13 protein-coding genes and 1 other annotated feature are annotated in these 15,479 nt (G+C 61.1%); of the genes, 7 read left to right on the forward strand and 6 right to left on the reverse strand.

Annotated elements, in window-relative coordinates; genetic code table 11:
• Positions 1-9: 9 nt before the first annotated feature.
• Positions 10-2,124, reverse strand: a complete 2,115-nt coding sequence (locus tag GR212_RS21150) for a TonB-dependent siderophore receptor (RefSeq protein ID WP_432444390.1) — start codon at positions 2,122-2,124, stop codon at positions 10-12.
• Between the two features lie 257 nt (positions 2,125-2,381).
• On the opposite strand from GR212_RS21150, the gene GR212_RS21155 reads away from it, so the two are divergent.
• The gene (locus GR212_RS21155) at positions 2,382-2,969 is read left to right on the forward strand and encodes a TetR/AcrR family transcriptional regulator (RefSeq protein ID WP_246725848.1); all 588 of its coding nucleotides are present in this window, start codon (positions 2,382-2,384) and stop codon (positions 2,967-2,969) included.
• 353 nt (positions 2,970-3,322) lie between these two features.
• Here GR212_RS21155 and GR212_RS21160 read toward each other — a convergent pair whose 3' ends face one another.
• The 5 genes from GR212_RS21160 to GR212_RS21180 form a co-directional block, all read right to left on the reverse strand.
• Complete coding sequence (locus GR212_RS21160; RefSeq protein ID WP_163989078.1) at positions 3,323-4,162, reverse strand: ChaN family lipoprotein; 840 nt, start codon at positions 4,160-4,162, stop codon at positions 3,323-3,325.
• Entirely contained in the window at positions 4,159-4,911 is a 753-nt protein-coding gene (locus GR212_RS21165) for a hypothetical protein (protein WP_163989080.1), read from the reverse strand. The genes GR212_RS21160 and GR212_RS21165 overlap by 4 nt, the downstream gene beginning before the upstream one ends.
• A gap of 23 nt (positions 4,912-4,934) precedes the next feature.
• Positions 4,935-6,650 carry an ABC transporter ATP-binding protein/permease gene (locus tag GR212_RS21170; RefSeq protein WP_163989081.1) on the reverse strand — a complete coding sequence of 572 codons (1,716 nt, stop codon included), beginning with the start codon at positions 6,648-6,650 and terminating at the stop codon, positions 4,935-4,937.
• A gap of 62 nt (positions 6,651-6,712) precedes the next feature.
• A complete protein-coding gene (locus GR212_RS21175; protein WP_163989083.1) occupies positions 6,713-8,968 on the reverse strand; it encodes a TonB-dependent hemoglobin/transferrin/lactoferrin family receptor in 2,256 nt (751 codons plus the stop codon).
• Between the two features lie 10 nt (positions 8,969-8,978).
• A complete protein-coding gene (locus tag GR212_RS21180; RefSeq protein ID WP_163989085.1) occupies positions 8,979-9,389 on the reverse strand; it encodes a hypothetical protein in 411 nt (136 codons plus the stop codon).
• Positions 9,267-9,384 (reverse strand) — a sequence feature (AL1L pseudoknot). It overlaps the preceding gene by 118 nt.
• Before the next feature lie 176 nt (positions 9,390-9,565).
• On the opposite strand from GR212_RS21180, the gene GR212_RS21185 reads away from it, so the two are divergent.
• The 6 genes from GR212_RS21185 to GR212_RS21210 are packed head-to-tail and all read left to right on the forward strand — an operon-like array spanning position 9,566 to position 15,421.
• Positions 9,566-10,654, forward strand: coding sequence for an ABC transporter substrate-binding protein (locus tag GR212_RS21185; RefSeq protein ID WP_163989087.1), 1,089 nt, complete (start codon positions 9,566-9,568; stop codon positions 10,652-10,654).
• A gap of 1 nt (position 10,655) precedes the next feature.
• Positions 10,656-11,708: a FecCD family ABC transporter permease gene (locus tag GR212_RS21190; RefSeq protein ID WP_163989089.1), complete on the forward strand. Its 1,053-nt coding sequence runs from the start codon at positions 10,656-10,658 to the stop codon at positions 11,706-11,708.
• On the forward strand, positions 11,705-12,466 hold the full coding sequence (locus GR212_RS21195; RefSeq protein WP_163989090.1) for an ABC transporter ATP-binding protein: 762 nt from the start codon (positions 11,705-11,707) through the stop codon (positions 12,464-12,466). The genes GR212_RS21190 and GR212_RS21195 overlap by 4 nt, the downstream gene beginning before the upstream one ends.
• Positions 12,463-13,767: a hypothetical protein gene (locus GR212_RS36870; protein ID WP_204326689.1), complete on the forward strand. Its 1,305-nt coding sequence runs from the start codon at positions 12,463-12,465 to the stop codon at positions 13,765-13,767. The genes GR212_RS21195 and GR212_RS36870 overlap by 4 nt, the downstream gene beginning before the upstream one ends.
• Positions 13,760-14,272, forward strand: coding sequence for a hypothetical protein (locus GR212_RS21205; RefSeq protein ID WP_163989092.1), 513 nt, complete (start codon positions 13,760-13,762; stop codon positions 14,270-14,272). The genes GR212_RS36870 and GR212_RS21205 overlap by 8 nt, the downstream gene beginning before the upstream one ends.
• 57 nt (positions 14,273-14,329) lie before the next feature.
• Positions 14,330-15,421: an ABC transporter substrate-binding protein gene (locus GR212_RS21210; protein ID WP_163989095.1), complete on the forward strand. Its 1,092-nt coding sequence runs from the start codon at positions 14,330-14,332 to the stop codon at positions 15,419-15,421.
• Positions 15,422-15,479: the final 58 nt, after the last annotated feature.

Below are 15,479 nucleotides of genomic sequence, written 5' to 3' on the forward strand. Positions count from 1 at the left end.
GGGGCCGCCTCACCACTTATACCGCAGGCCAGCCAGAACCGTCCGTCCATTGCCGTACTGGCAATAATAGTTGGAGCTGCAGCTGGAGTAATAGTCCTTGTCGAGCAGGTTCGTGACGTTCAGCGTGGCTTCGAGACCCTTGAACTTCGGATTCTTCGCGCCGAAATCATACTTCAGTGCCGCGTCGAGCAGGGCATAGCCTTCGGCTTTCACCTTGTTGGCATCATCGGCATAGCTGGAGCCGACGAAGCGGACGCCGCCACCGATGCTCAAACCTTCCAATGCTGCGTAATCGAAGGTGTAGTTTGCCCAGAGCGAGCCGTAGTAACGCGGCACGGCCTGGGGACGATTGCCGATGATCGACGTGTCGGTGGATTTCGAGACCTCCGTGTCGAGCACGGATATCGCGCCGATGAGTTCCAGGTTGGCGGTGAGGTTGCCACGCGCTTCGAACTCCAGCCCACGGGAATGAACCTCGCCCTGCTGGACGGAAAAGCCGGGTACGGTGCCGGGAGACAGGGCGTTTTCCTGCCTGATGTCGAAGGCGGAGAGGGTGAAAAGCGCATCGATATCGGTCGGCTGGTATTTGATGCCGACCTCGTATTGCCGCGCTTTCGTGGGCGTGAACGGATTGCCGCTGGCATCGGTGCCGATGACCGGCTCGAACGACGTCGAATAACTTGCGTAGGGTGCGATGCCATTGTCGAACAGATAAAGCAGACCGGCGCGGTAGCTCGTCGCATTGCTCGATTGATCGGACGAGCTATGTGCCAATAGATTGTCCGAATCCTGGTCCGTCCAATCGTGACGCACGCCCAGAACGGCGCGCAGTTGGCCGAATTCGATCTGGTCCTGAAGATAGATGCCGGTCTGACGGAGAGATTGATCGCTGTTGATCACGGTCGCGAACGGGCCGACGGGCTGGCCGTAGGCAGGGTTCGTGACATCGATGGAAGTCGCGCCGCCCATCAGGTATTCCCAGCTGCTGGTCGAGTGCTGGAGATCGACGCCGGCAAGTAAGGTATGTTTGGCGGCGCCCGTGTCGAACTTGAACTCGGCCTGGTTGTCGAAGGAAAAGCCCCTGGCATCCTCGATCGAATGGAGGGCATACCGGGGGATGAGGCCTGCGGCGGATATCGGGCCTGCCATCTGGAGCGAGCGCATGTCGACATCCAGGCCGGAATAGCGGAAATTCGAGCGGATCGTGACGTCATCGTTGAAGTTGTGCTCGAACCTGTAGCCGGCGCCATATTGCGTGCGCTCGAAGGAATCGTATGACGGGTCGCCGATGTTGAAGTCCGGCCCGAGGAACCGGCCCAGGTTTCCCGGAGCGAGGAACTTCGGGTAGACCGAGTTGAAATAGCCGCCTTCCGGATCGCGCTGATAATAGCCGGAAATGACCAGCGACGTATCCTTGTCCGGCTCCCATTTCAGCGATGGCGCAACGCCGATGCGCTTTTCATCGACATGGTCATAACGGGTGCCGGCGGAGCGACCGACGACCGAAACGCCGTATTGCCAGGCGCCGTCGCTCGTCAGCGGCCCCGTCGAGAAAAGCCCGCTTTGAATTCGTCCGTCGGTTCCGCCCTCGACGCGCAGCTCGTTCGAACGGACATCCGACGGTTCACGGCTGACCTGGTTGACGAGGCCGCCTGGGCTGATCTGTCCGTAGAGGAGGGCGGACGGTCCTTTCAGGACTTCGATACGATCGAGAAAGAACGGATCGATCGATGGCGTCCCGAAGGCTTGTCCGCGCGGCAGCTTCAGTCCGTCGAGATAGTTGACGAAATTGGTCGAGGTGCCAAATCCGCCAAAGCCGCGCAGGAACACGGAATCGTAGCGGGAGTTCGTATCCCTGTCCGAAAGGACACCGGCCGTATAGCGAAGCGCCTCGCTGGCGGTCTGCGGGTTTTGCTCATCGATCTGTCTGCGCGTGACCGTCGTGATCGATTGCGGCGTCTCGGCGACCGGTGTTGCGGTCTTTGTTGCGGTTCGAGCCGATTTCGCAACGATTTTCGTGGATGTGTCGCCGGCATTCCCTGCGCCCTGGACGACGATCGGCGCCAGTTGCGTGCTGCTCTCCTGAGCGGCTGCTTGTGTGACTGGAACGAGAAAAGTGGATATCAGCAAAATATGCTTCAATGAAAGGCTGTGCTTCACGAATTATCCCCATGGTCGAAGCTCTCAAGTTTTGATAGTTGATTAAATCAAACGGGTACGTCCTGTCCAGTTAATATGAATGCGTTCGTCAACTTTTATGTTGGCAAGGGCGTGCAACGTTTTAAGACTGGTTGGGAGGCGAAAAGACGGAGGAAATGATGGTTGCAAGAAGCGTGAGCACGGTTGCGAGAATAGGCCGCCCTCCGAAGGCGGACCAGGATATGGCGGCGGAAAGAATCATCGTTGCCGCTACCGAGCTCTTTGCCGGCAGGGGATTCGCCGGGACCTCGATGGAACAGGTCGCTTCACATTGCGGAGCAGGCAAGGATACCGTCTATCGCCGCTTCTCCTCGAAGGTCGCGCTGTTTGAAGCGGTCGTGGATCATGCGCACAAGCGGGCCGTTGCAAGACTTGAGAAGCTGCCACCGGTCACCGGAGATTCGCTTGAGCGCCTGAAGTCCCTGATGCTCGAGCTTCTTCGCGTCAACATGGAGCCGGAACTGATCGCATTGAAGCGCATCACCTTCAGCGAGGCCGTTGTTTTTGAGAAGAGCGGGCCGATACCGCCGCAGCCCGACCCGATCATGGCGAAGCTGGTCGAAGCGGTTGCGAACGCGCAGGAAGCGCGGGAGATTTGCGCGGGAGACTCGACGGCGATCGCCAGTCATCTGATTCACTGTATGGTCGCGTTGCCGACGGCCGCGGCAATGATGGGCAGCGACGCGTTCAACTCGCGGCAGAGTATAGAAGCGCATTTTGACAGGACATGGCACTGGTTGATCAACGGATTGAATGGGGAAAAGATCTAGCCGTCAACGTGCCGGCGCCGCGTTTGCATCGAAGTGACGAGCGTAAGACTTACATCGGCATCGAGGCTGGTATCCCGCTTACGGATGTGCGGGTTCGTGCGTGTGGGATCGGGCGCGACAGCAGGCTCAGCCATCCGCGCGGCGCGCCAGTCATGCGGGTCGTCTTAACGTGAGCCCGGTCGGCCAGCGGCTTATCGCTGCGGCTGGCCCCCGGATACGAATCTGATCACACGAGGATCGACAAGACGATTTCATGCCAGCTTGCATGGCGGCATTGTTCAGATGCAGGAACCAACTCTTTCTCCGATACCGGCCAAAGCAGGCAAGCCAGTTTCTCGCCCGTGACAAGCGGGTCAGTCCCTCTCGCGGCCGGTATCAAGCCGAAAGATCGCATCTGCAATCGCGCCGCGCGATGGATCGGCATCGGCCTGGAATGCGGCGTCGCTGGGAAGCAAAACCGCGACGTCTTCAAGGCCGAGGTCCGCAAGTTGAAACGGCGTGCCGTATCCATATTCCAGATGGCCGCGCCCGATGATCCCGACGACGAGGGGCATATTCGCCGTCCTGTGAGCTTCGGCCATATTGCATGCGAAGGCGCGGTCCCAGGTCTGCTGAGCGCGCACAAAGCGGTCGAACTCCGGATCGTCCGCCGAGGCGGCCTTTCGGTCCGGTCTGGCGCCACCCGTTATGTCGAACAGATACTGGCGATAGGCCGGCGTTGCAGGTTTGGCGGGGGAAACGCTATCGCGATCCGTCAAGGGAATGGCATCCCAGCCAAGTTTTCCAACCTCCGTCACCAGCGCGCGCTGGCAGTTGAGAGCCTTCATCGGCAGCTTGAACTGCCGGCAGAAATGAAAGATCGGCAGGTAGAGCTCCGGCGCGAACCCCCAGACCGATTTCCATTCCACCTCCTCAAGAAAACTCTGCGTATCGAGCCCACCGGCGACCCATTTGTCGAGAACCGGCTGGCACCGGCGCGGAAACATCTCGAAGCCGACGACGATCGCGCTCTTGTGGGCGTGAAGACCGGCAAGTATGTGCAGTTGCCAGCGGTGAATGTCGTATCGGTCATGGGTCTCCCCCAGGAGCACGGCCTGCTTGCCGGCCATGCCGCTCATCAAGGTGCCATGTTCGATGGCCACACCTGTTGCCGGCACCAGCCAGCTTCCCGCCGCATGAAATGATCCGCTCATGCCAATTGCTCCGAGGCCGTCGAATGTGCCGAGAACGCCGCGGCGGTTTCGGAGGAGAGGGTGAGCCCGGTCGGCCTGCCCTCTGGGTCGAGCGCTCGCATGAGGGCGCCATCGCCTCGTCTTTCCTCCTGCCAGCGGCCAACCGTCGAACCCAGCAGATGCAGATGAAAATCCTCTGTCATGACGTTGATGAAACCCATGCCGGGACTGACCTTTGGTACCACGCCAGTCCAGCGTTGGGAAAAGCCCGTCGCCTCGAACGCAATCGTAATCGGTGCTCCTGACGAAAGCGCGGCGTTGAGCGGCGCCAATGCTGGATCCTCCGGCGAAACCGGAGCACGCTCAGGCCGTTGCGGCCTTGTCGGGATGCTTGCGTCCGCAGTCATGACCAGTCCTTCCAGCGCGGCCTCGAACGGCTCCAGGCCGCCGAAGCCGACCACGGCGAAGACGGGCAGTCCGTCCGCGCCGTTGAAATCGATGCGGGGATAGACCTTTTCGTTCATGATGCTCGATGTGTCGATTACGATCTTCGTGATCGACGCCGGGTCGATGCAGCTGTCCTGAGCCACGCCGCCGCAGCGCAGCAGGCCATTGTCTTCGGTCACGCTTTCGACAGTTCCAATCCGCTCGTGCGTCGCGCCGTGGCGCTTGCCGATAATCATCAGATTGCCGATCCCCGGCAGTCGAAGGATGACATCTTTCGGGTCGTTGTCGATATAGCGGCGAGCCGGTGTCGGCGTCTCGGTCATGTCAATCGTTCCTGCTGTTCGGTTCATGCGGTTGCAACGAGCTTTTCGGTGTCGTTGTCGAGATTGATCAAACGCGCGGCTGCCAGCTTCTCCGGCAGGCGATGCGTTATGAGGATGAGCGTGGTGTTTTTCAGCCGCTCTCGAACCAGAGAAAGGAGTTCGGTCTCGGCCGCGTCGTCAAGGGCGCTGGTTGCCTCGTCGAGCACCGCCCAGTCCGGCCGATGCAAGAGCAGTCTGGCAATCGCCAATCTCTGCAGCTCTCCGCCGGACAAGCTGTCGGTGCCGTCGCCTTGAGCGCCGGGCTCAGGGCCCTCGCCGACGAGGCGGGACAGGCCGACAGCGCCCAGGACTTCCGCGATCGCATGCCTGTCGAAGCTTGCGACGGGATAGGGATAGGCGGCACCCGCGAAGGGGCCTCCTTCCGGCATATAGGCTTTTTGAGGCAGGAACATCCATCCGCCGGCGGGGAAGGCGACATCGCCGCTGCCGTGGCGCCACAGGCCGGCAAGTGACTTGGTCAGTATCGTCTTGCCAATTCCCGACGCGCCGCGAAGGCAGACGGTCTCTCCCGGCCCGATCGTCAGTTCACGCAGTGACAGTAGCGGCTTGCCGTCGGGGGTCCGCAGAAAGACGTTTTTAAGACGGAGCGCGTCGCCGCTCTTCGACCGGCGGAAGCCGGCCCGGTCGTGTGCCGCCTCGGCCTGGGCCGCCTGCATGAATCTGTCGAGACGGGACGACGTCGCAACAAGCTCCGACAGATCGCGATATGAGAAGATGAACCAGGAAAGGTCGGTCACGACGTTCGAGAATGCCATGCTCAGCTGCATCAAGCCGCCGAACGCGACATGGCCGGCAATATAGCCCGGCAAGGCGACGAATAGCGGGATGCGCAAGACCGTGTGCTTGAATGGAAAGGTGAATGCTCCAAGCGCGAGCTCACGTCTCATCAGCTTCAGCCAGTTGTCGGCGATATCGTCGAAACGCGCGCGAAGCGTCGCCTTCTCCGCCGCTTCCCCATTCGCGAGCGCAACCTCGTCGAAGGCCGTACGCCATCGGGCCATCGAGAAGCGAAAATTCGCCTCCCGGCGCTGCTGCTCGGAGAGCAGGCGTTTCAAGGGCTGGCCGAGAAAATGCGTGATGGCGGTCGACAGGGCAACGTAGATGAAAGCCGCCCAGATCATGTATCGCGGGATCTGGAGATCGATACCGATGAATCCCAGTGACAGAGGAAAATTCGAAAGGCTCCACAGGATTGCGAGATAGGAAGCCAGGCCGACGATCCGGCTGATGAGATCCAGCGCTTCACCGAGGATTCTGTTGATGAAGATGCGGCAATCGTCGGCGATACGCTGATCCGGGTTGTCGATACGGTCGGTCGACGACTGCGCCAGATGCCAGTATGCCTTGTTCGTGGTCCAAAGATCGATGGCGTGATCCGTAAGAGCGCCGCGCCAGGCGATTTCGAGTTTCTTGCGCAGGTAGTCCGCCGTCAGTCCGCGAACGGAGTTCAAGGCGACGATGATCGCGAAAACGCCGATCTGCCGCACCGTTTCCGGCCCGTCGATCTTCTGGATAGCGGCATAGAACGCGCCGGTCCACTGGACAAGACGGACGCCGACATAGACCGAACCGAGTTCCAGGGCGACGATGATGGCAAAAAGCGCCACCTGCGCCTTGCCGCCGGGCGCTCGGATACATATTCCGAGAAGCCTGATGAATTGCCTGACAATATGAAGCATGCGCTCTTCCAGGTTGGAAAGGACATGCGGGCAGGCAGTGCCCGCATGCTGCCGGGTGATGACTAGAACCTAACCGTGGCGCCGACTTTGAAGACACGGCCCGGACCCGTCTGGAGTTCCAGCGGATTGACGTTCGCGGTGGCGGCCGATGGTGCAACGGTGGCATATTCCGTGACGCTGCTTGGGAAGTAGCGGCGGTTGAATATGTTCTCGACGCCGACGGTCAGTTCGAAGTTTTTCCGCGGTGTCCATTTTGCGTAGGTATCGAACACCGCGTAGCCGGACGGCAGGAAGTTCGTGGCCACCGCGTTCTCGGTCCGCCCCGCCGCAAAGGTGCCGAACACCTCGAATTGCAGATCGTACTCCGGCATCACATGCTTTAGCCCGATGACCGCATTGATCGGCATCGCTCCGTTGAAGGCCGTCTCCGCGGCCGTTGCGGCGACACGCTGGCGTCCCTTGCTCCAGGACAGGCTTCCGGAAATCGTCGTATCGGTCATGACCTCGTATTCACCGCCGAATTCGATACCCCAAAGACGCACATCCTCGACATTGTCAGAGGTGTATCCAACAACCGGGACGCCGCCGTCATCGATGATCGTCGTTGGCTGCAAGCCGCGAATGAAGTTCTTGTATTTCGAGTAGAACGTGGCGACCGTGAAGTATCCCCTGTCCAATTCGCCCCGGAAGCCGACTTCATAGCTGTCGACCGACTCGGGCTTGAGGTTCGGATTCGGAATGATCGACGATCCGGAGAAAGGATCGTCGCTGGACTGGAACAGCTGCGCCGAGGTCGGCATCTTGAAGCCCTCGCCGTAGCTGGCATAGACCGAGTAGCTGTCCGTCAGTTTGTAGATGGCGCCGGCGCGCTTGATCAGTTCGAGATTGTCCTGCTTTTCCGGACGATAGCCCGGCAGCCCCGGGTAGCTCGCATCGCCTGTCGGGTCGATCGAATAGTATGCGAGCCGGACGCCCGGCGTCAGCGTCAACCGGTCATCCAGCAGGCTGATCTCGTCCTGAAGATAGAAGTCAGCGCGTTCCGTGGTAACGCGCGGGAAACTGAAGCCCTGATTGATTGCCTTCGTCGTAACGTTCGTCAGGGAATTGTAGGTGGTGTTGATGCCGGCATAGTCGCCCTTGCTTCGGTCGCCATCGAAACCATAGGTCAGGGTGTGCTTGCTGTCGCCGAGGTCAAAGGACGACTGCATCTGGATGTCGAGTTCGAGGAAGTTCTCGGAGTAGTCGCGATACTGGTTCTGCAACTGATAGCGGTTCGAGTAGATCCGGCGCTGGTTGCTGTCGGTTTTGCGGCTCTGGTCGGAATAGGAGAGTTTCCAGTCGATGCTATCAAGCCAATCGGTGCCGACCTGCCATTCATGCTCCAGCGCAACCCGCTTGCGGCTCATTTCAAGGTCCCGCTTGTATGCATCGCTGTTGTATGCCGTCTTCGTCGGCACGCCCGTGGCGGATGCTCCGGAATCGTAGAGCTGCAGAATGTCGGTATCGCGTCCGAACAATTCGCCCGTCAGTTTGACGGTATGGTCGCCATCCGGCGTCCACACGATTTTTCCGAGTGCGTTGTTGACGGTGGTATCGGCTGGGAAGAGACGATCGCAACCGAAGTTGAGGCGGGTGCATCCCCATGCGCCGCCGTCGGCGCGCGCATTGCTCAATCGCGCCTCATGGCCCGATACCTGGCCATAGCTGCCGAGGACTTCCACGTCGCCGAAGTCATAAGCGCCCGTCACCTGCTTGCGCCAGCTTCTATCGAAGCTGTTGAAATCCGTCTTGACCTGCAAAGCCCACGGCCTGCTCGGGTCGGTCAGGAGGTCGGAAGGATCGAGCGTCTGGAACATCACGGCGCCGCCGACGGCGTCGGCGCCCCAAAGGACCGAGTTCGGACCTTTCACGATCTCGACGGCTCTGAAATTGCTCATGTCGAAAAAGTCGCGACTTCCGTCAGTGATTCGCTCCTGCACGCGCGATCCGTCGACGGTCAGCTGAACGCGGTTGCCGCTCATTCCACGAATGCTGAAGCTGTTGAGCTGCCCCCATGGATTGGTAATCGAGGTCGTCCGGTCGACGGTGACGCCGGGTTCGTGGCGGACGAGATCCTGGATGTCGCGAACATCGTGATCCTCCAGTTCCTCGCGTGTGACAACGGAGATGGATTGCGGGACGTCAAGCACGCGCTTCGTCTTGCGCGTCGAGAGAATGACGATTTTGTCGAGAACCGTCTCGCCCTCCCTGGGTTCAATGGGCTGCACGTCCTGAGCGAGCGCAGCGGAGCCGGCGGTGGCCAGAAAGATCGTCGTCAATACCGTTATGTTACTGAAATTGAATGAGAAAGAATTGTTCTTTCTTTGGGTCTCGAATTGCATTTGTTGACATTGCCCCCAAGTCAAAATCGACTGCGGGCAAACCGTTATAAAACATGACTAAAAGAATCAAGTTAAAATGTGGCGAATAATCGGCGGGAATGTTTCTAAACATTGCGCCCCTCCAAAGGAGGGGCAATTTTGGAAAAATCCAGCGGCTGCCCTCCTGTTCAGGCTGCTTCCTCGGCTCCCTGAAGGCCGTGAATGCCATGGTCGAGCAACGGCGCATTTCGATTTTCGGGGCAATTGGTCGCAGCCTGCAGACCGGCTCGAACTCCGGGCATCGAGTGATGTTCGCCGACGAAGGAAACCATCGTTTCAGCGGGTAGCCGAATTCCGCCATCACGAAATAGGCGGACATCTTGTGCGCCTGCCGCCACCCGTCGTTCTCCGGCTCAGGAATTCGCCATCTTCGCGGCCAAGGCGCGTTCGCGGGTGCTTCGGTGTCGTCTTCAATCGTCGATTTCTTGACAGTTAAACTCATGTTTGAGATGAAGCGTAAACAGGACTATTAAACTCATATTTTAGGATATTTAGATGTCTGCTGTTCGCAACGCCTTTCCAGCCTTCCTGTTGCTTGTCGGTACCTGTGTGGCGGGAGCGGCGTTGGCCGATCCGATCCGAATCACCGATCAGGCGAACCGCGTCGTCAGCCTGAAGGAGCCGGCCGCGCGGATCGCCTCGATCCCGATCCCGATGGCTTCGACCATCATCTCCATGGATGGGGGCACCTCGCGGCTGGTGGGTATGAACCCGACGGCGAAAAGCGCGATCGTCGAAGGCGTTCTCGGCAGGATCTTTCCCGAAGCCAAGGATATTCCATCCGGCATCACCGCCCCGAATTTCATCCCGAATGTCGAGGAACTTGCCGCCACCAATCCGGATCTCGTGGTCCAGTGGGCCGATTATGGCGCCAATATCGTCGATCCGATCACCAATGCCGGCCTGACCGCCATGCTGATTTCCTATGGCACGGAACAGAAGGCGCGCGACTATCAGTCGATGGTCGCCACTGCCATGGGCAAGCCGGAACGGGCCGCGATGCTCAACGGCTGGCGGGCCGATGTCGAGGCCGCGATGCTGGAAAAGGGCAAGGCCATTCCCGCCGAGAAGAAGCCGAAAGTGCTCTATCTCGGCCGGGCGCTCGAAGCACTGTCCGCCTCCGGAAACGAGGGGAACTACAACGCTTATTCCATCGAACTGGCGGGCGGCACTTCCGCTTCGGCCGATGTCGTCGGGCAGGGGACGACGATCAGCCCCGAGCAGGTCGCCGCATGGAACCCGGATGTCATCCTGCTCAACAGCTTCGAGGCCAAGCTTTCGATCAGCCGCATCCACGACGATCCAATCCTGTCGCTCACCAATGCGGCGCGCAACAACAGGGTCTACAAGATGCCGCTTGGCGGCTATCGCTGGGATCCGCCGAGCCAGGAAAGCCCGCTGAGCTGGATGTGGCTTGCCGATCTTCTGCACCCGGACGTCTTCTCCTACGACCTCAGGGCGGAAATGAAGAAGGCCTACGCGACCCTCTACGGCTATCAGCTGACCGACGCCGACATCGACGGCATCCTGTGGATCGGCATGCAGGGCGATACCGCCAACTATGCCCAGTTCAAGGCGAAGTGAGATGAGCCTGGCCGTAGCGGAAGCCGGGCGCCGGCGGATGACAAGCGTCCGTATCGGCGTCTTCGGCGCAATGATCGTCGTGCTCGTTGCCTCCATGCTGTTTTCGATCGGCGCGGGACGCTTCTCCGTCGCCATACCGAGGATCGGCGAAATCCTGCTCGGCGCGCTGAGCAATCCCCACGCCATGCCGGCGCAGATGGATGAGCGGATCGTTCTCCTGGTTCGTTTGCCAAGGGTGTTGCTGGCGGCCCTGTCCGGAGCAGCGCTTGCGGTCGGCGGCGCCGCGCTGCAAGGCGTATTCCGCAATCCGCTGGTGGCGCCGGAGGTGCTCGGCATCAGCCAGGGAGCGGCCTTCGGCGGCGCGCTTGCCATTCTGTTTGGCTATGCGGGCGTCGAGATGCTCGGCATGGCCTTCGTGCTTGGCCTGTCGGCCCTGGTGCTCGTCGGGATGCTGGCGCGCATCAACGGACGCACCGAAGTCATCACGGTCATTCTCTCGGGCATGGTCGTCGGCGCGCTGTTCGCGGCCCTCGTCTCCGTCGTTCAGTTCGTCGCCGATCCCAATACATCGCTTCCCGCCATCGTCTATTGGCTGATGGGATCCTTTTCCACCGCGACCTGGGCGCGGCTGGGTCTTGCCATTCCCGGCATGGCGATCGGTCTCGGCGTCATCTTCCTGCTGCGATACCGGCTGAACCTTTTGGCGCTTGAAGAACAGGAGGCGCGTTCGCTTGGAGTCAATCCGGACCGCGAGCGCTGGTATGTCTTCGTCGCCATTGCCCTGATGACGGGCACCTCCGTGTCCATCGCCGGCATCATCGGCTGGATCGGCCTCGTCGTGCCGCATGCGGCACGTATCCTCGTCGGCGAAGATCATCGTGCCCTGATTCCGGCGGCGGCCTTGCTTGGCGCCGCTTATCTCACCTTCATCGACACGCTGGCGCGAACGCTAACGGCGGCGGAAATCCCGCTCGGGGTTCTGACCGCCCTGATCGGCGCACCGGTTTTCGGCTACTTGCTGCGTCGCCACTTCAGGGAGGCAAACCGGGCATGATCGGGCTCAACAATGCAACGGTGGCATTCGGTAGCCGGACACTGTTTTCCGGTATCTCCTTCACCGTACCCGTCGGACGTTCCATGGCGATCCTCGGCCCCAACGGGCGCGGCAAGACGACCCTGCTTCGGGGCCTTCTCGGCTTTCAATCATTGGCAAGCGGCACGCGGCAGGCACCCGATGTCGCCGGCTATGTGCCGCAGCATGGCGCTTCGCAGGCCAAGCTGACCGGCCTCGAGGTGGTTGTCATGGGCCGTGCGGCCCGGCTTGGCCTGTTCGGCCAGCCGAAAGCGGCGGATCGGATGGCCGCACAGGATGCGCTCGCGGAAGTGGGCGCCGGCGAGCTGGTGGACCTGCGCTACGACCGCATGTCGGGCGGCCAGCGCCAGATGGTGCTGATTGCCAGGGCGCTTGCGACCGGATCGCCGGCACTGGTCTTCGACGAACCGACCTCGGCGCTCGATCTCGGCAACCAGTCGCGAACCCTCGATCTTCTGAACACGCTGAGGCACCGGCGCGACAAGGCTATTCTGTTTACCACCCACGATCCGAACCATGCGCTTGCCACGGCCGACGATGTCCTGCTGATGATGCCGGGCGGGCGCGAAATCAGCGGCCCGGTCGCCGACATGATCGAACCGGAAAAACTCTCGGAACTCTATGGCGTGCCCATGCGCTGGGTCGATGTAACGAGTGCGGGTGGCAAGACCCGGAAAGCCATCCTTCCGGCCTTTGCCGGCATCGAGGTGGCGGCATGAGCGTCATCTATCTGAAATCGGCCTATGACGCCCCGTCGGAAACTCTCATGAAGGCCGCAGCCGCAGGGGCAATCGAGATCGTCGAGCAGACGGATCTGACGCACGCGCGGCTTCTCGCCAGCTGTGGATTGGTCACCGGCAATCAGCTGGACCAGAACGCCATGCTCACCATGAGGGATACTCTCGCGGCCTTCCTTGATGCCGGCGGCCGCTGGTTCCTCAACGGCCATATTGTCCGCCCGCTGCTTGACGGCATGGCGCAGTATCGTCCGATCGACACCCCGAAACGGTCCGATTTCGCGCTGACGTCGGTCAATCCGCATCCGATCTTTGCCGGCATCGATCTCAAGCAGATCGAGACGAACAAGGGGGTTGCCGGCTTCTACGGCCGCGGCTGCAATCCGCTGCCGATGGGCGCCGTCGCCGTCAACGGTCTTGGCGAAGCGCAGGTGCCGGTCGACTGGGTCTGGGCCCGACCCGGCGGAGGGCGGGTCTTCTCCCATGCCGGCAACGATCTCGGCGCGATGGGTCAGGATTGGGGGCTTTCGCCCGAACTCACGCGGCGGATTCTCGACTGGACCGCTGGCGGAGCTTGCCTCGACCCGTGGCCCTCGGATGCCGTGCGTCCTGCCGGTGGCCGTATCCTTGAGGAGCCGGAGACCTTTGCCGGCGCGAAGTCGGCGCCCGTCAGAGCGGGTCGCATCATCGCTCCTTCGGTCGGCTCCTACTATATCGTCCGCAGCCTCGAGGGGCCGCGCTATGCGGACGCCTTCGATGTGATTGCGGCGCCGGAAGAGCTGGCGGACGTGCTCCAGTCGGCCGATACCCTCTGGGTTCCCTGCCGCACGCCGGCCCAGCGGATGATGCCTCAGCGTGAGGTCATCGCCAGCCATCTGCAGGCCGGTGGCACCGTGGTGGCGCTCGGCGAAAGCCGTTCCGATCTCTGGCTTCCCTCGATCGATTTCACCGAGACGCCGACGAACTGGTGGTGGTGGCGAGACCCTGATGCCGATCTTGGCGTCTCGATCGTCGCGCCCGATCATCCGCTGATGCGCGGCATGGTCAAGGAAGACGTCACCTGGCATCTGCACGGCTGGTTCGTACCGCCCGATGGTGCGGAGGTGCTGGCGACCGACGCGGAAGGCCGCGCCATTCTGTACGTCGACGAGGCTTCGACGCCGGGGCGGATGATCCTCTCCACGCTCGATCCGATGTTCCACCACGGCTCGCATTTCATGCCCGCCACGACGCGGTTTCTCGACCGCTTCGTGCCCAACCTGAAGGCCTATCTCCATGCATGACACGATCACCGTTCGCGAAAACGGCAAGGACCTCGTCTTTTCCTTCGATGACATCAATAGCTTTCACGGCGGCGGCTTTCCGGGCGGCGTCGCGCATGGCCTGAAATCCATGCAGGCGGCTTTTCCGCTGCTTTCGGACACGCCGCCGGAACGTCGCGAGATCTCCGTTCTGACGGCGTTTTCAGGCCCCGGCGGACGTGATGCGATCGAGATGGCGACCCGCGCTCTGACGGACGGCCGGTTTGTCGTCGACCGTTCGATCGGCGGCAGGGACGTCATCAGCGAGCCGCCGGGCCCCTATGTCTTCCGCTTCACCTATCGCGGCAGAACGGCCGAAGCCGTCATCAAGCCGGGTCATGTGCGCGAGGAGTTCGTGGTGCTCGGCGCCAAGACGGACAGGACTGCCGAAGAAGAGGCCCGGCTGGAGGAGCTGAAGGCCGAGATGGCCGGGCGTTTGCTACCGCTGCCGGCCACCGACATCTACACGGCGCGATTGCTGCCCTGAGCGATCCGAGAACCCATGACATTGCCAACACACTCACCAAGGAAAGTCGAAACGAATATGAGAAAGCTGGGCTTTGCCGGATTGCTGGCCACCCTGTCGCTGCTTGTCGGGACATGTGCCCATGCCGAGGAGATCAAGGTCACCGATCTCACCGGCAAGACCATCACGCTCCAAAAGCCGGCCGAGCGGATCATCGCCTTTCCGGTGCCGATGGCATCGATGGTGATCGCGCTGGACCAGAGCGCCGACCGCCTGATCGCCGCCCATCCCGAAGCTTATTCGGCTATCGAACAGGGTATTCTCGGCGAGTTCTTTCCGAAGGCCAAGGCGCTCGGGACCGGAATTCTCGCCGGTGGTGCCGCCCAGGGCAGCAAGCCGAATGTCGAGGCGATTGCGGCGCTGCAGCCGGATCTCGTGTTGCAGTGGGCCCATGCGGGCAATGACAATATCGCACCGCTGGTCAATGCCGGCCTCAACACCGCCATCGTCATCAGTGGTGACGACGACACCTATGTTCAGCAAAGCTTGACGATGCTCGGGCAGGCGATCGGCAAGCCGGAACGCGCCAAGATGATCAACGACTGGCACAATGATGTCATCGGCAAGCTGCAGGCCGGGCTGAAGGGCGTTGCCGAGGACAAGAAGCCGAAGGTCGCCTACTTCTTCTACTCCGTCGACAAGCTCTGGACCGTCGGCAACAACTACCACGACGGCTGGCAGATCCTCCTGGCCGGCGGCCGCAACGCCGCCGCCGATATCGACAAGTGGAAGCAGGTGAGCGTCGAGCAGGTCGCCGAATGGAATCCCGAAGTGATCTTCATCAGCACCTTCGAGGACAAGGCCAGCGTCAAGCGCTTCTATGACGACCCGGTGCTTGGCCTGACCGACGCGGCAAAGAACAAGCGCGTCTACCAGATGCCCATGGGTGGTTATCGCTGGGATCCAGGCAGCGCGGAATCGCCGCTCGGCTGGATGTGGCTTGCCGATATCCTGCAGCCCGATCTGTTCAACTTCGACCTGCGTGCCGAGGTCAAGAACTGGTATCCGAAGCTCTATGGACAGACGCCGACCGACAAGCAGATCGACGCCATCCTGCGCATGGACATGAATGCCGGCGCCAAGGGCTACGAGCGCTTCGCCGCCAAGTAAACCAGGGAATGGGAGGGTCTGCCACGGTGGACCCTTTTGCCGAAACAGGACGCGAGCA

Origin of the sequence: Martinezella lusitana (genome assembly GCF_010668395.1) — a bacterium.
In the GTDB taxonomy this organism is placed as follows: domain Bacteria; phylum Pseudomonadota; class Alphaproteobacteria; order Rhizobiales; family Rhizobiaceae; genus Rhizobium; species Rhizobium lusitanum_A.